Raw genomic sequence first — 21558 nt, forward strand, 5'->3', positions numbered from 1 at the left:
CATGAAAGTTATCTTTCTGCACGGACTAGGGCAAGATGAGTATTCTTGGAAGAAAGTTCAAGAAGCTCTAGCTGATGTCCCGACGGAGTCGCTGGCTCTTTTTCCAAAGGGCAATGAAAGCTATCAAGACATTCGACAAGCAACCCTCCAGCACCTTCAGGCCCAAAATCAGCCTTTTCTCTTAGTCGGTTTGTCACTCGGTGGCCTGCTGGCACTGGACCTGGCTGACCAAGCTCCTCCTCATCTGAAGGGCTTGACTTTATCGGGGACTCAATATAATTTAGCAGATAATTTTCTCTACAGACTGCAGATTCTCGTCTTTAAACTGATGCCTAAAAGCGTCTTCACCAAGCAAGGAGCCGATAAAGACCAGATGATACGGATTTTGACCGAACTGCGTAAGGTAAATCTCACTGATAAAATTACGAAAATCAAGCTCCCCAGCCTGCTGGTTTGCGGCAGCAAAGACAAGCCCAATCTAAAAGCTGCCTATGAGCTTAACAAGCTGCTGAAAGATTCTCAGCTTCACATCATAGAAAAGGGCGGCCATACTCTGAATAGCCAAGCGCCCGAAGCATTTGCTCAAATAATAGAGAAATTCCTACATGAGTTCTGACCCTTTTACATGACAAACCAAAAACTTTAGAAATATTTGAGAAATTCTTTATAAATATTTGAAAGTTTGGCACTATACTAATTAATAAGAAGAGGAGTTTTCTCTCCTAAGATCATGAAAAGGAGACTTAATCATGGAAAATGTTTTGGTTTTACAGCAAGTCAGCAAGAAATTCAGCCGGCAGTACGCTCTGACCGATGTGAGTCTGACGATAAAAAAAGGAGATATTTACGGTTTGATTGGCAAGAACGGGGCCGGAAAGACCACTCTGATTAAGGTCATCACCCAGCTCTTGGAAGCAAGCAGTGGCAATGTCTCCCTCTTTGGCTCTCAGAACTATCAAGAATGGACGCAGAGCCTCAAACGGGTCGGATCGGTCATCGAAACACCGGTCGCTCACAACCACCTGACAGCCTATGAAAATCTCAGCTACTACTGTAAGCTCCGCCATATTCCCCATGCGGATAAGGTCATCCGTGAAACCTTGGAATACGTGGACTTGACAGATACCGGCAAGAAGAAATTCCGCGACTTCTCACTCGGGATGAAACAGCGGCTGGGTCTGGCTATTGCGCTGCTTACCAGACCTGACCTGATGATACTGGACGAGCCTATCAATGGCCTGGATCCGGTCGGCATCAAGGAATTCCGCCAGCTGGTGCAGCGACTCAACGAGGAGTTTGGCATGACCTTTATCATCTCCAGCCATATCCTGTCTGAACTTTACTTGGTGGGTACTCGGTTCGGCATTATAGAGGAAGGACGGCTGATTCGCGAGATTTCCAAGGCGGAGTTTGAAGAACAGAGCGAAGACTATATCGTGCTTAAAACATCGCAGTTGGAAGAAGCCAGCCGGCTGATTCATGACCAGCTCATGCATCGTATCAAGGTGGTCAATGCTTCTGACGAGATTCATATCTTCACCCATTCGCATGAGATTAGCAAGATAGTCAAGGAACTTGCAGCCGCAGATATACCAGTGCAGGAGATTTACTATGCACGACAAAACCTAGAAAACTTCTTTACAGACTTGGTCAAATGAAAAAGGGAGGCTTATCATGATGGATTTCATTCGAGCCGATTTATACCGGCTCATGCGCTCAAAAGGCTTTTGGATTACTGAGTTTTTATTATTCTGTGCGATTATCACAGCAACCTTCTTCCAAGCAAATATTCATTTTGGAGCAAATATCTCCAGAAATGAGGCTGCTACTCAAGCTCTAGGAAAACTAACCGGCCTTCAAGCTCTAGACTATTTTGCAGGCAATACAGACAGTCTGCTCCTTTTCACCATCATTGGTATCAGTATGGTTCTTGGAGTGGACCTGTCTCGGAAACTTTATAAAAACTGTCTGAGCTACGGCATCTCTAAGCTCAGCTATTATTTTTCTAAATTCTTTGTCTGCGTTAGCATCGCAGCTTTTAACTTCCTGATGATTTTATCTAGCTCCTTTGTGACTGCTAGTCTGTCCAACGGAATTGGCAGTGCCCCCAGCTCTTTTTTGCCTCAGCTGGGAACTGCTCTCTTCATTCAATTTCTCAGCACGGTTACATGGATTGCCATCATTTCTTTTGTACTCTATGCCAGCCACTCCATCGTGTCTATCTTTCTGACCTATTTCCTTGGCGGTACCTTACTGACTATTCCCCTCATCTTTTACCCTGACAATGAATGGTTGATCTATCTGACTCTGCGATTTAACACAGATATGGCAGCAGATAGCGGAGCTGTTATCAAGGCTATCCTGACAGTGGTAACGATTACCCTGCTCTTTCTAGGTGGCGGGCTGATGGTTTTCAAAAAGAAAGATTTATAAAAAGCAGGAACAATCTTAATCATTCAGAGGAGATTTCATGTTACATACTATTCAGGCGGAACTCTACCAGCTTGTCCGCTCCAAACCTTTTTGGCTAATAGAAGGGCTGCTCTTTTTTCTCATTTTCATCAGCTCTCTTGGTGAACGAAACTTTAATTTTTATATCTCTACGTCTTCTGATCCAGAAGAAATAGTCATCCAAGGTTGGACAGGATTTGAAGCTCTCGGGCAGCTTGCTAAAGATTTCCTGCCCTTTGTCATGATTACTGTCCTTGTGCTCATCATCTTTCTGCTAGGTCGTGACCTGACTAGAAAACTATACAAAAATATATTGGCTGGCGGGGTTTCTCGGAAAGAATTTTACTTATCCAAAATAGCTCTTCTTGTCATAATTATCATCTTTCAACTAGTAACAGCCTTTGCTATAGCCTTTATCTTTGGGAGCCTCTTCCACGGACTTGGGACTATGCCAAAGAACTTTTTCTGGAGCTTTTCCTTGTCTTTCTTTCGCTCCTTTCTCTTTATTATGACCTGCAGTTCCGTAGTTACCTGTCTTCTCTACCTAACCCGCTCCACCCTAGCCAGCTATCTCGTCTTTTTCGCCCTGATTATGCTTCAGTCTAGCCTCGTTATCGTTTTCCCCCAGATAAATTCTGAACTATTCTTATTCCTTATCCTAGCTGGTTCTCTCTTAGGTGGTTACCAAGCCTTTCAGCACAGGGACTTATAAATTTAAGCAGTCAGCCCTTTGACTGCTTTTTTATTGCTTTTGGATTGGTTCTGCATTTCTTTAGAAATATTTTAGAATTTCTTGAGAAATATTTGAAATCTAGCTTGTATACTAAAATCAAACCTAAGAAAGCGAGAATATACCATGCAAACTGTTTTAGAAGTAAAGCAAGTTACCAAACAATATGGCCAGCAATATGCCCTTGATCATGTGAGTCTTTCGATCCAGAAGGGCGAAATTTACGGTTTAATCGGCAAGAACGGAGCTGGCAAAACCACTCTTCTCAAGACCATTAGCCGGCTCATTCATGCCAACAGCGGAACCGTTTCTGTCTTTGGTTCGCAGAACTCTAAGGAATGGAATGAAGCCTTGCGCAAGATAGGAACTGTCATCGAAACACCAGTCGCTTATAATCAGATGACTGCTTATCAAAACCTCAACTACTACTGCAAGGTCCACCAGATTGCCCAGCCCGACCAGCTCATCAAGGAAATCCTGGCCTATGTCGGATTGAGCAATACTGGGAAAAAGAAATTCCGCAACTTTTCGCTAGGAATGAAGCAGCTCTTGGGGATCGCTATTGCCCTTATCAGCAAGCCTGAACTTATGATTTTAGACGAGCCCATCAACGGCCTAGATCCGCTTGGCATCAAGGAATTTCGACTGATGATTCAGAGACTCAATCAAGAGTTGGGGATTACTTTTATTATTTCCAGCCACATCTTGTCTGAGCTTTATCTGGTAGCCACCAAGTTTGGAGTGATTGACCAAGGACGGCTTGTCGCAGAATTCACCAAGGATGACTTTGACCGAGCCAGCGAAGATTATATCGTCCTCAAGACTAGCGATAAAGAACAGGCTGCCAATCTCATCCAAGGCAAGCTCCACTATCAGCTCAAGGACGCTGATAAATCTGACGAACTGCACATTGTCGCCCAAGAGCAGGAACTAAATGACATCAACAGGGAGTTGGTCCTATCCAACATTCATGTCAATGGTATCTATACAGCTCACAAAGATTTAGAAAAATACTTTACAGATTTAGTCCAGTAAGGAGAAAAAAACATGTTACATACTTTTCAAGCAGATTTTTACCGTTTCTTTCGTTCCAAGGCTGTTTGGATTACCGAATTCATCTTTCTACTGACGACCTTGAGCGCAGTCTTTGGCAAATTAAATGCCGTCCAGCTTATACAAGCGGTGTCCAACGCTATCGGTAATAATACATTTATCATCATTATCCTCTCTATGGTCGTCATCGGGACAGATCTGAACAAGCAGCTTTACAAGAATACATTAACCAGCGGAGTTTCCCGTACCAGTTTCTTCGTCTCTAAAGCCCTAGTCATGGTCTGCGTAACGTTCCTGCAATTGGCTCTCTATTATAGCATCAACTTTATCCTAGCGGCTATCCTAAACGGTATTGGTGATTTATCCGCCACCTTCCTGCTTCAGTTTATTCTTCTATTCTTTGTGCAGTGCTTGACCGTCATGGCTTGGACAGCCATTATTTCCTTTATTCTTTATCTGAGCAAATCTATGATTGCTGCTCTGGGAGGTTACCTTTTCTGCGCATCTTTAACCGGAGCTCTGGCTCAATTTTATCCCAAATCATTATGGTTGCAGCATTTCACCATGAGCTTTGATTTTGAGACTCTCCAAAGCAACGGTGTAACCTTAAGAATTGTTCTAATCGCCTTGGTTTTAGGAACAGTCTTCACCGCAGCAAGTCTTTATACTTTCCACAAAAAGGATTTATAGTAAACAATGAGCCGGTTCTTGACTGGCTCATTTTAATCTTTCCAATTTTAAATTTCTTTAGAAATATTTTAGAATTTCTTGAGAAATATTTGAAATTTAGTTTGTATACTAAAAGTATAAACAAAGTAATTAAAGGAGAAACATCATGCAAAATGTTTTAGAAGTGAAAGGACTCACTAAAAAATACGGTGATCAATATGCTCTGAAAGATGTCAGTCTTTCCATCAAGAAAGGAGAGATCTACGGTCTCATCGGAAAAAACGGTGCTGGTAAGACCACGCTGATCAAAATCATCACGCAAGTCATCTATCCTAGCGGAGGAACCGTATCTGTTCTGGGCTCTCAGAACCAACAAGAATGGACCAGAGCCCTCGGCCATACTGGATCTGTTATCGAGACCCCTGTAGCTCATGCCCACATGTCGGCCTATGAAAATCTACGCTACTACTGTACCGACCGGGGCATTCCAAATGCTGACAAAGTCATCAAAGAAACCCTGCAATATGTCGGCCTGACCGATACTGGAAAGAAAAAATTTCGCAATTTCTCTCTAGGGATGAAACAGCGGTTGGGCATTGCCATTGCCATTTTGGGGCGTCCCGACTTGCTCATTCTGGACGAGCCCATCAATGGTTTAGACCCCGTTGGGATTCAGGAATTTAGAGAAATGGTCAAGCGCCTCAATCAAGAATTAGGCATCACCATCATCATTTCCAGCCATATCCTGTCCGAGCTTTATCTAGTAGCAACTCGCTTTGGCTTTATCAATCAAGGGCATTTCATCAAGGAGCTGTCTAAGGAAGAATTTGACCGAGAAAGCGGCGACTATATCATCCTCAAAACGGATAATATCAAGCAAGCTGCTCATTTAGTGCAAGACAAGCTAGGCTACCAGCTCAGACCGACCAACAAGGAAGATGAGCTGCATATTTCCGGTAAGGTACAAGAAATTCGCAAGATTGCCAAGGAATTAGTCCTAGCCGACATCCCAATCGGGGAAATCTACTACGCCCACAAAGACTTAGAAAAATACTTTACAGACTTAATCAACCAACAAGGAGGAAACACTCATGTTTAATAGTATCAAGGCGGATTACTACCGTCTCTTCCGCTCCGTAGGATTCTGGGGAGTGCAGGCTTTCTGCATCTTTGGAATTCTCCTCGGCATTTTCACTTCCAAAGTTGTCAGTTCCGACAACGGTATCTTTTTTGCCATAGATGTCGTCTCCTACAACAGCGGCATGCTCTTTATTGCCTGCAATGTCATGACTAGCTTGCTTCTCGGTGTTGATCTCAATGACAAACTTTATCACAATAACCTGACTACAGGCAAGACTCGGACCCAGTATTACTTCTCTAAATCACTGACTATCGGTAGCTTACTTCCTATGCAGTTCATACTACTCTACATTTTTGGTATTGTCATCGAATTTGTCCGAACCGGTGGTAATATGGGAACCCTGCCAGCTAATTTCTGGGGACAATTCGCAATACTCTTTGTCATGCAGGTCATCTGTACCTATGCTTGGTACTGCATTACCAGCTTTGTCCTCTACTTGACTCGAAACTATAGTGTCGTCTTTATCACCTATATCATGACCTACATCTTACTCGGCCTCCCTAGTCAAATGGTTGATGCCAATAATGAATGGTTCAAGGCTATCAAGATGGAGTTCGTCTACGGAGACGCTTCAATACCAGGTGTCATCATCAAAACAGCTATCTTTGCTCTCAGTCTGATCACGGTCTTTAGCTTAGCAGGACTGGCTACACTGAAAAAGAGAGATTTGTAAAATAAAAACTCAGCTAATCACTAAATTAGCTGAGTTTTTTTGAGCGGATTTTAATTGGATGATGAGCGGATTTCACCCTTTCTGGTCTAGCCGGCTTTATCGGCTTTCTTTCACTGCTTCCAATCTTGCTTTTTAAAGAACAAACTGATGCAGACTCCTAGGATAAGGTAGAAAGTGACAAAGGCAAGACTAGCTGCCAGACTGGTCGGATATGGAAAGATCTTGCCCAGAGGAAAAAGAACATTAGATAGAAATCCGAGGGGAACAAAGAGCAAGAATAAAATCAAGGCTAGCTTAACCTGAAAAGAAGGTCTTACCTCGGATAGATTGCGGCCCGTTCCCCACACCAGCAGCCCTACTCCCTGAACAATCAGCACCGGCGTTAGCAAGATACTGATCTTGAGAAAATCAGCTAGGATAATGGAGAGGATGATGCCCAGACCGATAAAGCCAAGAGAGAGCTGATAGCAAATATTACTGGCTATTCTCCTGTACTTGATTGACTGCTCTTCCTCTTTTTGGACTACAGGCTCAATTCCCTTGAGCAGATAGTCTGTGGTCACCTCAAAATAGTCACTCATGGAAATGACCTTATCCAAATCAGGCATACTCTGCTCGCTCTCCCACTTGGAAACGGCCTGTCTGGACACACCGAGTTGGTCGGCTAGCCCCTCCTGCGAAATGCCCCGCGCTTTTCGCAGGTACTGGATTCTGTCTGATAGATTCATGGATTGTTTTACCTAATCTTTCTTATTTTTTATACTTTCTTTCATTGACACTTATTATAGCACAAGGCGGAGAGACTGCAAAGTCTGATTGTCACCTCTTCATAAAATGCTAGATTTCTTCTTTAGACGGAAGAGCTTTTTCCTCCCTATCCGTCCGATACCAGAGATAGATACTATAAAGCGTCAGGAGAATCACACCTCCAAAGTAAAAGAAGGGATTGACTTGAGAGAAATCCAATTGATTGTTAGCTTGAGCTATCCCAACAAAAGTCGGGATGAGGGTGTTGGAGAGCGCATGAAAGATGTTACAAGCAAGGCCAGACTGGGTCTTCTTATACAGAGCTGCAAGCCAAAAAGATAGAAGGATACTGAAAATGATAAAAACTGGGAAAAGATCCTGACTTCGATCATAAAAGCGATCGTAAAACCAAAGGGGAATATGCCAGATGGCCCAAATGATACCGGTCATCAAAGTAGAGACAAAGAAAGAAAACTTTTTCTCTAAGGCCGGCTGTAGGAAGCCGCGCCAGCCGAATTCTTCAATCCCGCCCGATAGGACAATACAATAGATAAAAAACCAAGGAAAGCTTACTAAAGCGCCGTCTACCAGCTTGCCGCCAGAAGCTAAGGCATAGAGGGCAGTCAGACAGCCACCATAGATTAGCAAGTAGAGCCAGGTCTCTTTCTTGCCTGAAAAGAGATAGGAGCAAATAGCCTTAAAACCTTTCTTTTTCAGTACAATCAGGCTGGCCAGCATAGGCCCAAACATAGCAATGCCATTTAGAATAGCTTCAAGAGCTAGATAGGCTGTAGGTGGACTGTCTGGCCAAAGGTTTTTGAGGATAATGTCCAATAGCCAGAATCCCCATGTCCAGCCGAAGTTCCAAGCCAGGAACGGCAAAATTAGTTTTGGTTGTGGTTTGATAGATGTTTCTGTATTCATGAGAATACCTCCTTATAATATAATTAAACTCAAGTTTTTGATCCAAATCTTCAAAGACAGCGACTCGTTCATTCCGAAATCAAAAACTTGGTTTCTGCTTTCAGATTAACAAAAAAGCCAGTTGCCTTTCTAGCGACTGGACTTGGAATAAAGAAAAAATCTAGTTGCTTTTTGAGTGATTGAACTTGGAATCATTGTCAACTGTCAGTTGCAAATCAGTTATATCAAGGGTTTAGAGCAGTTAGCTGATTTTTCACTTTGACTGGTAAAATGACCTCGCTAATATGACTAGCTTTTCAGATCACAAAACAAAAGGCATATTTATCATACCTTTCTTCGATTTAATCTAAAAATAAACCTCAGCCAATTCGAAAATTAGCTGAGGTTTATGAGCGGATTTTGAGGCTAGCTGATAGAGCTGAGCCTTCCTTATTTTGCTTTTTCAAGTCTTTTTTACAAAGTCACAACTAGTTCAAACCAGTCGTCCTCGGCTTTCATTGTCAAGTCCCCGCCTAGGATTTCGACTAACTGCTGGGTGATATAAAGCCCCAGACCAGAAGACTCCTCGCTGCTGGATAGGTTTTCTGAGTAAAAGCGATTGGTCAGCTTATCCAGATATTGGATAGGCTGCTGGACGATATTTTTGACGGTAAAGATACAATGCTCGCCCTCTTTTTTCAGAGAAATGCTGGCGGCCTTACGGCCGTGCTTGAGGACATTGCTTATCATATTTTGGACAATGCGCTCTAAAATTTCTGGGTCTGTCTCTAGCTCTAGACCTTCAGCCAGCTCTACCTGCAGGTCAATCTGGGCTTTCTGAAAGGCGTCATAATAAGTAAAAAGCTGCTGGGTTACCAGCTGGGATATATCTGTCGGCTGGACATTGGCTCGAATGGCACCCTCCATCAGCCGGCGATACTCCATCAAGGCTTCCAGCCGTTTGGACACCATTCCCAGACTATCTGCAATTTTGATTAACTGCTGACTTTCCTGACTATCATCCTTCAGCAGCTGCTGGGTATAGCCGCTGGCAATGGTCAGAGGGGTGCGGATATCATGGGCGATATTACTGATAGCCATATCCAGCGTCTTCTTTTCCTGCTGGACGACAAAGGTCGTCTTATCTAGCTCCCTAAAGAGCAACTCTGCTTCCTCTGTCAATTCCAAAATACTGGGGGCATGGGCAGCAGGAGCCAGACGATTCTGGCTCCCTGTCTGCCGCTTCAGACGAATCTGCTGAGCCACATCCTTGACCGCCAGATGATAGCGTATGAAACCAATGGCCAGAAACAGACTGATAAGGGCAAATAAAATGACTAACACCAACATATCAGTCCTCCTTAAGCCGGACACCTAGTCCCCAAACAGTCTCTATGTATTCCTCTGTTGGATCCAACTGAGCCAGTTTCTTACGTAGATTGCTGAGGTGAGTATTCAGGGTATTATCCCCAGGCAGATAGCTCTCTTCCCAGACCTGCTCAAAGAGCTCTTCCTTGGTGTAGATCTTCTTGGGATGACGGAGCAAGAGCTGAAGGATATGATATTCTTTCTTGCTCAGACGGACGCTTTTCTCACCGCAGACCGCCTCAAAGGTAGCCTTGAGCAGACGGATATTTTTAAAGGACTGGCCTTCTTCCTCGCCAGACAAAGCCTGCTGGCTGCGCAGCTGCACGGTGATACGGGCAAAAACCTCATCCAAGTTAAAAGGTTTGACGATATAATCATTAGCACCATTCAACAGGTACTGACTAACCAGCGCTTTCTCCCCAAGGGCCGTCAGCATGACCACCGGCACCGTAGCATTGCTGCTGCGAATTTCCCTCAACACTTCATCGCCATTCTTCCCCGGCAGCATGATGTCCAGAAGGACCAAATCAATCTCCTCCCGCTCAAACAGAGAAATGCCCTCCGTCCCCGAATAGGCGGAATAAACCGTGTGTTCCTTCTGAAAAAGATCTTTTAGAATTTCATGAATATCACTATTGTCTTCGATGAGTAAAATATGAGCCATAAACACTCGCCTCCAGAAATTTCCTATCACTAGTGTAGCAAGGATAAGAGGCTAAGTCAATAAAAGATGGACTATTCGAAAAACTTTAGAAATATTTTAGAATTACTTGAAGGATATTTGAGAATTGAACTTTAAAATAGAAAGAAATAAGAAATGTATGTGCTATAAAAAGGAGACTCAGAATGTTTAAAATTTTTTGCAAAATCGTTTTTAGAAGTATTACTTTCGCCCTTGAGGGCTAAGGAAAAAAGGAGAATCGCATGAAGAAATCATTTATTCTAACGCTTCTAACGATTATAACTCTAGGACTCTTCCGGCCAGCTACTGCACTGGCTGAGGAGGCTCAAAAGGTGCCCTCTGGCATCGAACGTGACCAGATCGGCCAGAAAATCCAAGACTATGTCAAGGAACATGAAAAGACAACAGCCGGCATGGCAACGGCAGTCTTTGACAAGGACGGTACCATTTATCAAGGCAATTTTGGATACATGGATAAGGAAAAAGGGGTCACGGCCGATGATGATAGCGTCTTTGAATGGGGCTCTGTAACCAAGCTGACCGTCTGGCTCTCTGTTATGCAGCTCTGGGAACAAGGCAAGATTAACCTAGAAGAAGACATCCGCACCTATCTGCCAGAGGGCTTCCTCAAAAATCTCCGCTATGACAAACCTATCACCATGCTGGATCTGATGAGTCATCAGGCAGGATTTGATGAGGTAACCATGTACCTACAAGACGATAAAAGTATCGAAGAAATCCTTAAAGAACAACAACCTATTCAGTCCTTTGAACCCGGTACAGTCACAGCTTATTCAAATTACGGTGCTGGCTTAGCTGCTCTGATTGTCGAGCGGATCTCCGGTCAGACCTTTGCCAACTATGCCCATGAGCATATTTTCCAACCACTGGGCATGGATAAAACGGCTATTTTGCCGGACCTATCAGACAATTCCTACGTTCAGAAAAAGCGTCAAGAAACCAAGGGTTACGACACTAAAGGAAACTTGCTGAGCAAGGACCATTTCATCACTAGCATCTATCCTACCGGAGCGGCTACTGGTACCTTTAAAGACTTGGAGAAGTTCGCCCAAGCCCTGCTGGCTCGCAAGACGCTCTTTGATCGCCCAGAGACCTGGAACACCCTCTATACTGCCAGTTCCACCTACCCTGACACGGATATCATCCGCAATGCTCATGGCTTTTGGGCCAACGAATACGGTACTACTGTGTTGGGCCACGGCGGAAATACAGCTGGCTCTACTTCACGGATAATGTTGGACTTGGAACACGGTATCGGCTATGTCGTCATGACCAATCAAGGTGCAGAGCAAAATTATAATTTCCAAATGCCAGAGCTCGTCTTTGGGCCACGTAAAACAGCCAGCAAGGAAACCCAAGAGCAGTTCAGTCCTGGCTATTATCGCACTCTGCGCAACTTTAATCAAGGCCCTCTAGCTATCTTTAAAATGATTCCAGCCTCCGCAGACTACTTACAGGAACCATCTGACGATCAGCGATTGCCAAACAACTTCTGGACCATTTATCAGAGCCAAGGCAAGACCCGTATCGCAGTGGCTGTCGCAGACTATGAGAAAGTCTCTGACTTTGATTTCTTTAAAGACTATGTTGTTCTAGGCTTGGCCGGACTTGGTATCATCTACGCCCTCGGCCTGCTCCTCATCAGCCCGCTTCTAGGAGCCTATCGACTTATCTTTCGCAAGAAACAAGACCAGCCAGACCGCACTTGGAAGGTCTGGAACCTTCTAACAGCTGTTGGTATTTTGGCAGTTCCAATCAATCTCTTTCTGCTATTCATGTCAGCAACTTCAGGAGATTTCAGCGAAATCGCTCAGTGGCGCTACATGCTCTTTGCTGCCTTGGGACTCCTGCTAACCGTATCCGCTCTGTTACCTCTCTTCAGAAAGTTCAGAGAAAAGCTCAGCAAAGGCCGCCTCTTCCTGACGGCCATGACTAGCCTATCTGCCTTAGCAGTGATCGCTAATATCCTCTATTGGTCCCTCTATCAGTGGTGGGTATTCTAATATGAAAGGAGCCAGCTATGAAAAAAACATTTCCCCTAATCCTTTTAACTCTGTTGACTATAGGACTCTTTCGACCAATTACCGCACTGGCTGAAGAACAGAAACTCCCATCTGGTATCGAACGGAACCAGATCGGCCAGAAAATCGAAGACTATGTCAAGGAGCATGAAAAGACGACTGCCGCTATGGAAACAGCAGTCTTTGACAAGGATAGCACCATTTACCAAGGCAACTTCGGTTATATGGATAAAGAAAAAGGCATCAAAGCTGACAACAGCAGCGTCTTTGATTGGGGCTCTGTGACCAAGCTAACCGTCTGGATAGCTGTCATGCAACTCTGGGAACAAGGAAAGATTGACCTAGAGGAAGATATCAAGACCTACCTGCCAGAGAATTTTCTTAAAAATCTGCACTTCGACAAAGCTATCACTATGTTGGATCTCATGAATCATCAGACGGGATTTGATGAATCTCTGTCTTACACAAAAGGTGATAAAAATATAGAGGAAAATCTACGCATGCTCCAGCCTGTCCAGTCCTTCGAACCTGGAACAGTAACCTCTTATTCCAATTATGGTGCTGGACTCGCTTCTCTGATTGTCGAGCGGATTTCCGGTCAGACCTTTGCTGACTATACCCACGAGCATATCTTCCAGCCGCTTGGCATGGACAAGACAGCTCTCCTACCGAACTTATCTGATAATCCTTATGTTCAGAAAAAACGCCAAGAATCTAAGGCCTATGATACAAAGGGAAATTCACTAGGGACAGCTTTTTATGAATATGGTCTCTACTCAATTGGCCAAGCAGCCGGTACCTTGGAGGATTTACAGAAATTTGCTCAGGCTCTGCTGGGGCGCAAGGTTCTCTTTGAACGTCCAGAAACTTGGAATACCCTCTACAATCCCACTTCGACTTATCCAGGTACAGACATTGCTCGCAATGCCCACGGTTTTTGGATCAATGAATACGGAGTCAGCATCATTGGCCACGGCGGCAATACTGATGGTTTCAGCTCTCGTCTCATGCTAGACTTGGAAAGTGGCATCGGCTACATAGTCATGACCAATCAAAGCATGGAAGAGAATTACAACTACCAAATGCCTGAACTGGTTTTCGGAAAACGTAAAACAGCTGACGAAGATACCCAAAAGCAGTTTACACCAGGCTACTACCGTTCTCCACGTACCTTTCTCCATGGTCCCTTGTCCTTTCTAAGACTCATGATGCCCTCAATAGAAAAGATTGACAATCCTGCTCAGAACCGAATCTTGAGTACCAATTTTTGGACCATCTATAAGAGCAAGGGAAAGATTACAATTCCCGTCGCTGTGGTAGACTATGAGAAAATCTCTGCTTTTGACTTCTATAAAGACTATATCATCTTAGGATTAGGCATCCTTGGAATTGTCTATAGTTTTGGAACGATCATCACCAACCTTTTATTAGGAGTTTATCGCTTGATTTCCCGAAAAACGGTTGAGCCCACAGACCGCACTTGGAAGGTCTGGAATCTACTGACTTCTCTTGGTATTCTGGCTGTTCCCCTAAACCTGCTAATGATTATGATACCTTTGATGTCAGATGATCTCAATTCTCTAGCTCCCTGGCGCTACATGCTCTTTGCTGCTTTGGGACTCCTGCTAACCACTGCTGCTCTGCTGCCGCTCTTCAGAAAATCCAGAGAAAAGCTCAGCAAGGGCCGCCTCTTCCTGACGGCCATGACTAGTCTATCTGCTTTGGCAGTGGTCGCTAATATCCTTTACTGGTCTCTTTACCAGTGGTGGGTACTTTGATAAATGAGGTCTTGTTATGTTCAAACTGATTTCTGCTTGGTTAAAAATCTGGATTCCCATTCTCTTTGCTATGGGAATCGGTATTCTCTTATATCTTATCACACATTGGACTACACTAGATGCTGGAAGCAGATTTGTCGCTATAATCTATGTCATGCTCCCTTTGCACTGTCTAGAGGAATGGAGATTTCCTGGCGGTTTTCATTATAACTACAACATGCTTCGGCGCTCTCGAAAGCCCGATTGCTATCCTATGAATCAATTTTCTGATATGCTGACTATTATGTTAGCTGAATTAATTGGTATTGTCTGTCTTTTCTACGGTGTCAATCAGATCATTGTCATCTGGAATCTTATCTTTTGCTTTTTTGAAATGATTGGCCACCTGATTTTTGGGTTCAGTATGTACCGACGTTTTCGTACAGTAGGAAAAAGAACCATTTATAACCCAGGTTTTGCGACGGCGGTTGTCTTTACGCTTCATGCTCTCTACTATGTTCTGAGCCAGTATCCTACAAATCTCCCCAGTTTGCCAATAATCATTTTAGCCATTATCAGTGGATCAGTTCTTGTAAGTAGTGTCGTTCTTATCCCTGAGCAACTGTTCAAGTCAAAAGAGACTCCTTATCCTTTTGATAGCAACCGCTATTATGAAAAATATATCGCAAGAGAAAATAACTGAGTTCTCTTCCTTTTTTCATAATCTTCTTCAAAAATTCTATGAGACGTCGAAGGCATAACTGAGTGACTAATGCTCACCGAAAATCAAAAAGTGGCCTAGTTCTATTCTGCTATTTTAAGTTTGGCCTTGCGACCAATCAGACATATCTAATGTTTGTTAGAGAACTACTGAAAGATTGCAGGGAGCAAGCATTAACTGGTGCTTCTATGGCGGGGTTGGGATGCATTCTTCTTATTAGTTACAGTAAATTGCCAATCAGTATGACAGCTCTTTTATCACTTTACCTGATTAAACTTCTATTCGCTTTTAGTGTAAATCACGATATGACCGCTTGGAGTAAAGATTATAAATAAAAGTATGCGAGTCTAAAATATGATGAACAGAAAGGAATCCCTATGTTGAAAAGAATCTTTATATTTATCCTTAAAACAATCACTTGGCTGGTAGGACTCTTAGCTCTGGCCTTATTGGCTATCTTTCTCTATCACCGCTTTCAAATAGCTCAGGAAAGCAAGCTCATTGAGAAGCCGATTGGTCAGCTAGTCGAGGTAGAGGGTAAGAAGCTTAATGTCTACACTGCCGGCAAGGGCAAGAAGACCTTAGTTTTTCTAGCAGGTCTAGGCACCAATGCTCCGGTTCTGGATTTCAAAGCTCTTTATTCCAAGCTGGAGGATGATTATCGTATCGTCGTGGTAGAACGTCTGGGCTATGGTTACAGCGATGATGGAAACGATGACCGCTCATTGGATAGACAAGTGGAGCAGACACGTAAGGCCCTCAAAGCTGCTAAGATATCCGGTCCTTATGTCCTGGTACCACATTCGATTGCCGGTTTAGAAACGATTCACTGGGCCAATCATTACCCAGAAGAAGTAGAAGCTATTATCGGGCTAGATATGACCATGCCTCATACAGAGGTGGCCGACCAGCAGAAATTTTATGGCTCTTATCAGACTATCCAGATGGGGAGAATGCTAGGCTTGGCTCGCCTGCCGATTTTCTTTGATGAAAATAGCAGCCCGGCCATAAAGTCTGGGGCTCTCAATGATCAGGAAAAAGCTGTCTTTAAAGCCTTGTTCCACCAGCGGTCAATCACCCAGGCGGTCATGAACGAAGTCAAGAATCGGAAGAAAAATGTTGAAACGATTAATAAAGAACCTGTGCCGCAGATTCCGACTCTTATCTTTGCGGCTGTCCAGAAAGGCGGAGAAGCTCCCAAGCTGGAGGAAGAGTTTGTAGCGCAGAATGCCCAAGCCAAACTTGTGACATTAGAAGGATCCCACTATATCCATGACGAAAAGCCAGAGGAAATCGCCCAGCAAATAAAGGAATTCTTGAAATAATGAATCTTGTAAAGTATTTAAATTTCAGTTAGACTAAAGTTCCTATAAAATACATACTTAAAGAAGGCTGAGACATTCATATCTCAGCCTTTTTCCTATTTCACAGATGCTCCGTTAGTCGCGATGACTTCCTTGTACCAGTCAAAGGATTTTTTCTTGGAACGTTTGAGTGTTCCCTTTCCTTCATTGTCCCGGTCCACGTAGATAAAGCCATAGCGCTTCTTCATCTCGCCAGTGCCGGCTGATACTAGGTCGATACAGCCCCAGGTCGTGTAGCCCCAAAGCACTACCCCATCTTCATTGATGGCTTCCCGCATGGCCTTGACATGAGCTACCAGATAGTCAATCCGGTAATCATCAGCCACATAGCCATTTTCATCCGGAGTATCCACTGCACCCAGACCGTTTTCCACGATAAACATAGGCTTTTGATAGCGATCCCAGATGGTATTAAGAGTAATACGCAAGCCCAGCGGATCAATCTGCCAGCCCCACTCAGAAGCTTCCAAATAAGGGTTCTTGAGAGAAGCAAAGATATTACCCTCCGTCAGTTCATTGACCTTAGGATCGCCCGAAGCTACCCGGCTAGAGTAGTAAGAGAAGGAAATGAAGTCCACCGTATGCTCCTTGAGCAGCTGCAGGTCTTCTTCTGGCATTTCGACAGTGATACCCTCGCGCTCCCAAGCTTTCTTGGCATAGTTGGGATATTCACCACGCGCCTGCACGTCGATGAAGAAATAGTTTTTCCTGTCTTCCTCCATACCAGCCCATACATCACGTGGATGACAGGTATTAGGATAATTTTGCCCTGCCGCCAACATACAGCCGACCTTATTTTCTGGATCAATCTCATGAGCCAGCTTGGTGGCAATGGCTGACGCGACCAGCTCATGATGGGCCGCTTGGTACTTGACCTGTTCTTCATTTTCGTCTTCTTCAAAGCAGAGCCCCGCCCCCATAAATGGTGCATGGAGGATCATGTTAATTTCATTGAAGGTCAGCCAGTACTTGACCAATCCCTTGTAGCGGGTAAAGAGAGTGCAGCAGAGACGCTCGTAAAATTCTAGCATGCGACGATTTCGCCAACCACCATATTGCTCAATCAAGTGCATGGGACAGTCAAAGTGAGTAATGGTCACCAAGGGCTCAATACCGTACTTGTGGCATTCCTTAAAGAGGTCTTCGTAAAATTTCAGGCCAGCTTCATTGGGCTCCAGCTCATCCCCCTTAGGGAAAATCCGGCTCCAAGCAATGGACAGACGATAGGTCTTAAAGCCCATCTCACCAAAGAGGGCAATGTCCTCCTTAAAGCGATGGTACATGTCAATAGCTTCCTTGGCTGGGTAGAAATAGCCTTCCTCAAAGTCAAACATCTTTTTCTTACCCGTGATGATGGCCAGACGATCCTCACCAATCGGCACCACATCTACATTGGCCAGCCCGCGACCATCCGCATCATAAGCGCCCTCGCACTGGTTGGCAGCTGTCGCTCCGCCCCACAAGAAACCATCTGGAAAAGTCAGTTTTTTGGTCATCTTTTTGCCTCCTTAGTAAGATAAAAGATTTTCTATACTTTATAGTATAACAAAGTAAAATCTAAAAAACTTATAACATAATGTCGAATAATAATATTATTCTATGACCGATTGATTTCACAGCTGAAATAACAAACCCCCAACCTAGCATTTCTCTTCAGACCAGTGATAGATTTTCCTTATCAGTGCGATAAAAAATACATATTACTAAAGGTCTGTTATCTATGCTAAACTAGGAACATCAAGTGTTTAAGGAGTGAGAGCCGTGAACTGGGACGTCGTCAGTGATTACTATCCCCTCTATCAAGAGGCCTTTCTTTTAACCATGTTCATAGCCTTTTGGGGAATTTTGGGATCAATTGCTGTCGGATTCTTAGTCAGTCTGATTCGCTTTTACAAGATTCCAATTTTGAAGTCGCTAGCAACCGCCTATATCGAGTTTTCCCGCAATACGCCGCTGTTGCTGCAGCTTTTCTTTCTCTACTTCGGCCTGCCTCGTGTTGGACTCGTTCTGTCCTCTGAGGCTTGTGCGACGATTGGGCTAATCTTTCTGGGTGGTTCCTATATGGCTGAGTCTTTCCGAAGCGGCCTTGAAGCAGTCAGCCAAACGCAGAGGGAGGTCGGACTCTCTATCGGCCTGCGACCAGTACAAGTCTTCTACTATGTCATCCTGCCTCAGGCTGCAGCTATTGCCCTGCCTTCCTTTAGTGCCAATGTCATCTTTTTAATCAAGGAAACCTCAGTATTTTCAGCTGTTGCCTTGGCAGACCTAATGTTTGTAGCTAAGGACTTGATTGGCCTTTACTACGAGACAGATACGGCTCTGCTCATGTTGGTCATCGCTTATCTGATTATTTTGCTGCCAATTTCACTTGGCTTTAGCTGGATAGAAAGGAGGCTGCGGCGTGCAGGATTCGGGCATTCAAGTTCTCTTTCAGGGGAATAATTTCTTACGTATCTTACAGGGGTTGGGCGTTACCATTGGTATTTCCATCCTCTCGGTCATCATCTCCCTTATCTTAGGGACTATTTTTGGCATCATCATGACCTCGCAGTCAAAAGTCGTGCGCTTTCTGTCCAGAGCCTATCTAGAGTTTATCCGCGTCATGCCCCAGCTGGTTCTGCTCTTTCTGGTTTACTTTGGCTTAGCCAGAAATTTCGACATCAATATCTCTGGTGAGCTTTCAGCCATTATAGTCTTCTCTCTTTGGGGAACGGCGGAGATGGGTGACTTGGTACGGGGGGCCATCACTTCCCTGCCCAAGCATCAGTTTGAGAGCGGTCAGGCACTGGGACTGTCGCAGCGCCAGCTCTATGTCTACATTATCATCCCACAGGTACTGCGACGGCTTTTGCCGCAGGCGATTAATCTAATCACGCGGATGATTAAGACAACCTCACTCATCGTCCTTATCGGAGTCATCGAGGTCGTCAAGGTCGGCCAGCAGATCATTGACAGCAATCGTCTGTCTATCCCTTCTGCTGCTTTTTGGATTTATGGCTGCATTCTGCTGCTTTACTTCGCAGTCTGCTTTCCCATTTCTAAACTATCCTCTTATTTGGAAACCATCTGGAAGGAGTAACGGACATCATGTCGGAAATCATTTTAGAATTACGGGACATTCGCAAGTCTTTCGGCAGTAATGCCATCCTTAAAGGCCTGTCTCTCTCTGTCCAAAAAGGAGAGGTCGTGGTCATCCTAGGATCATCTGGCTGCGGCAAGTCGACCCTGCTTCGCTGCATCAACGGCCTTGAAAGCATCCAGTCTGGCGATATTTTGCTAGACGGCCAATCCATCCTCAGTCAAAAAAAGGACTTCCATCTCGTTCGTCAGAAGATTGGCATGGTCTTTCAAAGCTATGAGCTCTTCCCCCATCTGGATGTCCTGCAAAATCTAATTCTTGGTCCCATAAAAGCTCAAGGGCGCAAGAAGGACGAGGTCATCAAGGAAGCTGAAAGCCTGCTAGAGCGGGTCGGCCTGGCTGATAAAAAGCACAGCTTTGCTCGCCAACTGTCTGGCGGCCAAAAGCAACGGGTAGCAATCGTCCGTTCGCTCCTCATGCACCCAGAAATCATCCTTTTTGATGAGGTGACTGCTTCGCTGGATCCCGAGATGGTCCGCGAAGTGCTAGAGCTCATTAATGACCTGGCTGAGGAAGGCCGGACCATGTTGATTGTGACCCACGAAATGCAGTTCGCCCGTGCCATTGCCGATCGGATCATCTTCATGGACCAAGGTGGTATCCTCGAGGAAAATACCGCCCAGCAGTTCTTCACCCAACCCAAAACCCAGCGAGCCCAGGAATTTCTCAATGTCTTTGACTTCAGCCATCTAGGCTGACAGTTATGCCTACCCCACCACTGATGTGGCTGCTCTTTGGTAGCTCTGTGTTTTCTTCCCATTCCCATATCTTATAAAGGAGTCTCCTATGAAATTATCTAAAACAATCTTTGCTTTAACAACCCTTACTCTGGCTTTCTTCCTTGTCGCTTGCGGCAGTTCCAGCAAGAAAGATGCTGGTAACAAAGACGCAGCTTCCAGCAAAACGGTCAAGGCCCGCAGCCTAGAGGAAATTAAAAAGAGTGGTAAGCTCCGCATTGCGGTTTTCAGCGACAAGAAACCGTTCGGCTATGTAGATAACAACGGCAAATATCAAGGCTATGACATTTATCTGGGCGACCAACTAGCCAAAGATTTAGGGGTTAAGCCAGAGTATGTGCCTGTAGATGCTGCCAACCGGGCCGAATACTTAATCTCCAACAAGGTCGATATTACCCTAGCCAACTTCACTGTCACAGACGAGCGGAAAAAACAAGTTGACTTCGCCCTGCCCTATATGAAAGTATCTCTCGGAGTCGTATCACCAAAGGGCTCAGTTATCACCAAGCCTGAGCAGTTGGAAGGCAAGACCCTGATCATCACCAAGGGAACCACAGCTGAAACCTACTTTGAAAAGAACTATCCAAATATCAAGCTGCAAAAGTATGATCAGTACAGCGATGCTTACCAAGCCCTGCTGGACGGCCGCGGCGACGCCTTTTCTACAGACAATACTGAAGTCCTAGCCTGGGCGCTGGAAAACAAAGGCTTTGAAGTCGGCATCACTTCGCTAGGTGATCCAGATACCATTGCCCCAGCTGTGCAGAAAGGCAATACCGAGCTACTCAACTATATCAACGACGAAATCAATAAACTCGGCAAAGAAAACTTCTTCCACAAGGCCTATGAAGAAACTCTCCATCCAACATACGGCGAAGCTGCTAAGGCTGACGACCTAGTTGTTGAAGGCGGGGAAGTTAAATAAACCTGCTGATATAGAGCAAGAAGTTGGAAAAACTCAATTTCTATCCGAAATATAAGAACAGTTCACATAAAAACGCATAAAATCAACACTTTTGTAATCAGTTGATTTTATGCGTTTTTTCTATTTTAACAGACCTATTTCATTCGATAAAAATCAATTACTAGACCAGCAGGACCTTTAACTAGCAGAGATTCCGTGCCCCAATCAGTTACAACTGGGCCGTGTAAAATCTCGGCACCAAGCTCTTTCAACCGTTGGTAGTTCTGCTCTACATCCTCAACCTCGACATGAAGAATGATTCCTGACTGGAAATTTTCCAAAGGAATCAAATGATTTTGGGACAACATGAGACAATGACTGCCAATCGTGAACTGAGCAAAACTGTCGTCAACATAGTCTGCCTTTTTATCCAAAATACGCTCCAAGTCAGCACAGACTTGGGGAACATCTGAAACG

22 protein-coding genes are annotated in these 21558 nt (G+C 44.5%); 16 read left to right on the forward strand and 6 right to left on the reverse strand.

What is annotated here, in order from left to right:
- Position 1 precedes the first annotated feature (1 nt).
- The 8 genes from RWS24_RS00770 (at position 2) to RWS24_RS00805 (ending at position 6717) form a co-directional block, all read left to right on the forward strand.
- Positions 2-616, forward strand: a complete 615-nt coding sequence (locus RWS24_RS00770) for an alpha/beta hydrolase (protein ID WP_314364591.1) — start codon at positions 2-4, stop codon at positions 614-616.
- Between the two features lie 133 nt (positions 617-749).
- Entirely contained in the window at positions 750-1658 is a 909-nt protein-coding gene (locus RWS24_RS00775; protein WP_314364592.1) for an ATP-binding cassette domain-containing protein, read from the forward strand.
- A gap of 16 nt (positions 1659-1674) precedes the next feature.
- Positions 1675-2433 carry an ABC transporter permease gene (locus RWS24_RS00780; RefSeq protein WP_314364593.1) on the forward strand — a complete coding sequence of 253 codons (759 nt, stop codon included), beginning with the start codon at positions 1675-1677 and terminating at the stop codon, positions 2431-2433.
- A 37-nt stretch (positions 2434-2470) separates the two neighbouring features.
- The gene (locus tag RWS24_RS00785; protein WP_314364594.1) at positions 2471-3163 is read left to right on the forward strand and encodes an ABC transporter permease; all 693 of its coding nucleotides are present in this window, start codon (positions 2471-2473) and stop codon (positions 3161-3163) included.
- 144 nt (positions 3164-3307) lie between these two features.
- Complete coding sequence (locus RWS24_RS00790; protein ID WP_314364596.1) at positions 3308-4216, forward strand: ATP-binding cassette domain-containing protein; 909 nt, start codon at positions 3308-3310, stop codon at positions 4214-4216.
- Between the two features lie 12 nt (positions 4217-4228).
- Positions 4229-4924, forward strand: a complete 696-nt coding sequence (locus RWS24_RS00795; protein ID WP_314364598.1) for an ABC transporter permease — start codon at positions 4229-4231, stop codon at positions 4922-4924.
- A gap of 145 nt (positions 4925-5069) precedes the next feature.
- Positions 5070-6002, forward strand: coding sequence for an ABC transporter ATP-binding protein (locus RWS24_RS00800; protein ID WP_002896538.1), 933 nt, complete (start codon positions 5070-5072; stop codon positions 6000-6002).
- Positions 5995-6717, forward strand: coding sequence for a lantibiotic ABC transporter permease (locus RWS24_RS00805; RefSeq protein ID WP_314364601.1), 723 nt, complete (start codon positions 5995-5997; stop codon positions 6715-6717). The genes RWS24_RS00800 and RWS24_RS00805 overlap by 8 nt, the downstream gene beginning before the upstream one ends.
- A gap of 110 nt (positions 6718-6827) precedes the next feature.
- On the opposite strand, the gene RWS24_RS00810 is transcribed toward RWS24_RS00805, so the two are convergent.
- From RWS24_RS00810 to RWS24_RS00825, 4 genes are all read right to left on the reverse strand, one after another.
- The gene (locus RWS24_RS00810) at positions 6828-7445 is read right to left on the reverse strand and encodes a helix-turn-helix transcriptional regulator (RefSeq protein WP_314364602.1); all 618 of its coding nucleotides are present in this window, start codon (positions 7443-7445) and stop codon (positions 6828-6830) included.
- 109 nt (positions 7446-7554) lie between these two features.
- Entirely contained in the window at positions 7555-8388 is an 834-nt protein-coding gene (locus RWS24_RS00815) for a CPBP family intramembrane glutamic endopeptidase (RefSeq protein WP_314364604.1), read from the reverse strand.
- A 453-nt stretch (positions 8389-8841) separates the two neighbouring features.
- Positions 8842-9717 carry a sensor histidine kinase KdpD gene (locus tag RWS24_RS00820; protein ID WP_125406034.1) on the reverse strand — a complete coding sequence of 292 codons (876 nt, stop codon included), beginning with the start codon at positions 9715-9717 and terminating at the stop codon, positions 8842-8844.
- A 1-nt stretch (position 9718) separates the two neighbouring features.
- Entirely contained in the window at positions 9719-10399 is a 681-nt protein-coding gene (locus RWS24_RS00825) for a response regulator transcription factor (protein WP_004189959.1), read from the reverse strand.
- Positions 10400-10659: 260 nt separating this feature from the next.
- Here RWS24_RS00825 and RWS24_RS00830 point away from each other — a divergent pair, with 260 nt between their 5' ends.
- The 4 genes from RWS24_RS00830 (at position 10660) to RWS24_RS00845 (ending at position 16262) form a co-directional block, all read left to right on the forward strand.
- Complete coding sequence (locus RWS24_RS00830; RefSeq protein WP_314364608.1) at positions 10660-12441, forward strand: serine hydrolase; 1782 nt, start codon at positions 10660-10662, stop codon at positions 12439-12441.
- Between the two features lie 17 nt (positions 12442-12458).
- Positions 12459-14237: a serine hydrolase domain-containing protein gene (locus RWS24_RS00835; RefSeq protein ID WP_314364610.1), complete on the forward strand. Its 1779-nt coding sequence runs from the start codon at positions 12459-12461 to the stop codon at positions 14235-14237.
- Positions 14238-14253: 16 nt separating this feature from the next.
- On the forward strand, positions 14254-14919 hold the full coding sequence (locus RWS24_RS00840; protein WP_314364612.1) for an HXXEE domain-containing protein: 666 nt from the start codon (positions 14254-14256) through the stop codon (positions 14917-14919).
- A gap of 395 nt (positions 14920-15314) precedes the next feature.
- The gene (locus tag RWS24_RS00845; protein ID WP_314364613.1) at positions 15315-16262 is read left to right on the forward strand and encodes an alpha/beta hydrolase; all 948 of its coding nucleotides are present in this window, start codon (positions 15315-15317) and stop codon (positions 16260-16262) included.
- A 95-nt stretch (positions 16263-16357) separates the two neighbouring features.
- Here RWS24_RS00845 and RWS24_RS00850 read toward each other — a convergent pair whose 3' ends face one another.
- Entirely contained in the window at positions 16358-17797 is a 1440-nt protein-coding gene (locus tag RWS24_RS00850; RefSeq protein ID WP_314364614.1) for a 6-phospho-beta-glucosidase, read from the reverse strand.
- 265 nt (positions 17798-18062) lie between these two features.
- On the opposite strand from RWS24_RS00850, the gene RWS24_RS00855 reads away from it, so the two are divergent.
- The 4 genes from RWS24_RS00855 (at position 18063) to RWS24_RS00870 (ending at position 21102) form a co-directional block, all read left to right on the forward strand.
- Positions 18063-18743, forward strand: a complete 681-nt coding sequence (locus tag RWS24_RS00855) for an amino acid ABC transporter permease (RefSeq protein ID WP_049539304.1) — start codon at positions 18063-18065, stop codon at positions 18741-18743.
- On the forward strand, positions 18703-19380 hold the full coding sequence (locus RWS24_RS00860; RefSeq protein WP_002911195.1) for an amino acid ABC transporter permease: 678 nt from the start codon (positions 18703-18705) through the stop codon (positions 19378-19380). Before RWS24_RS00855 ends, RWS24_RS00860 begins: the two co-directional genes overlap by 41 nt.
- A gap of 8 nt (positions 19381-19388) precedes the next feature.
- Positions 19389-20138, forward strand: a complete 750-nt coding sequence (locus tag RWS24_RS00865; protein WP_111676492.1) for an amino acid ABC transporter ATP-binding protein — start codon at positions 19389-19391, stop codon at positions 20136-20138.
- An 88-nt stretch (positions 20139-20226) separates the two neighbouring features.
- A complete protein-coding gene (locus RWS24_RS00870) occupies positions 20227-21102 on the forward strand; it encodes a cysteine ABC transporter substrate-binding protein (RefSeq protein WP_111676494.1) in 876 nt (291 codons plus the stop codon).
- 134 nt (positions 21103-21236) lie between these two features.
- On the opposite strand, the gene RWS24_RS00875 is transcribed toward RWS24_RS00870, so the two are convergent.
- On the reverse strand, positions 21237-21558 hold a 322-nt coding region (locus RWS24_RS00875; RefSeq protein WP_314364620.1), incomplete at its 5' end, for a VOC family protein.

The organism is uncultured Streptococcus sp., assembly GCF_963528215.1.
In the GTDB taxonomy this organism is placed as follows: Bacteria; Bacillota; Bacilli; order Lactobacillales; family Streptococcaceae; genus Streptococcus.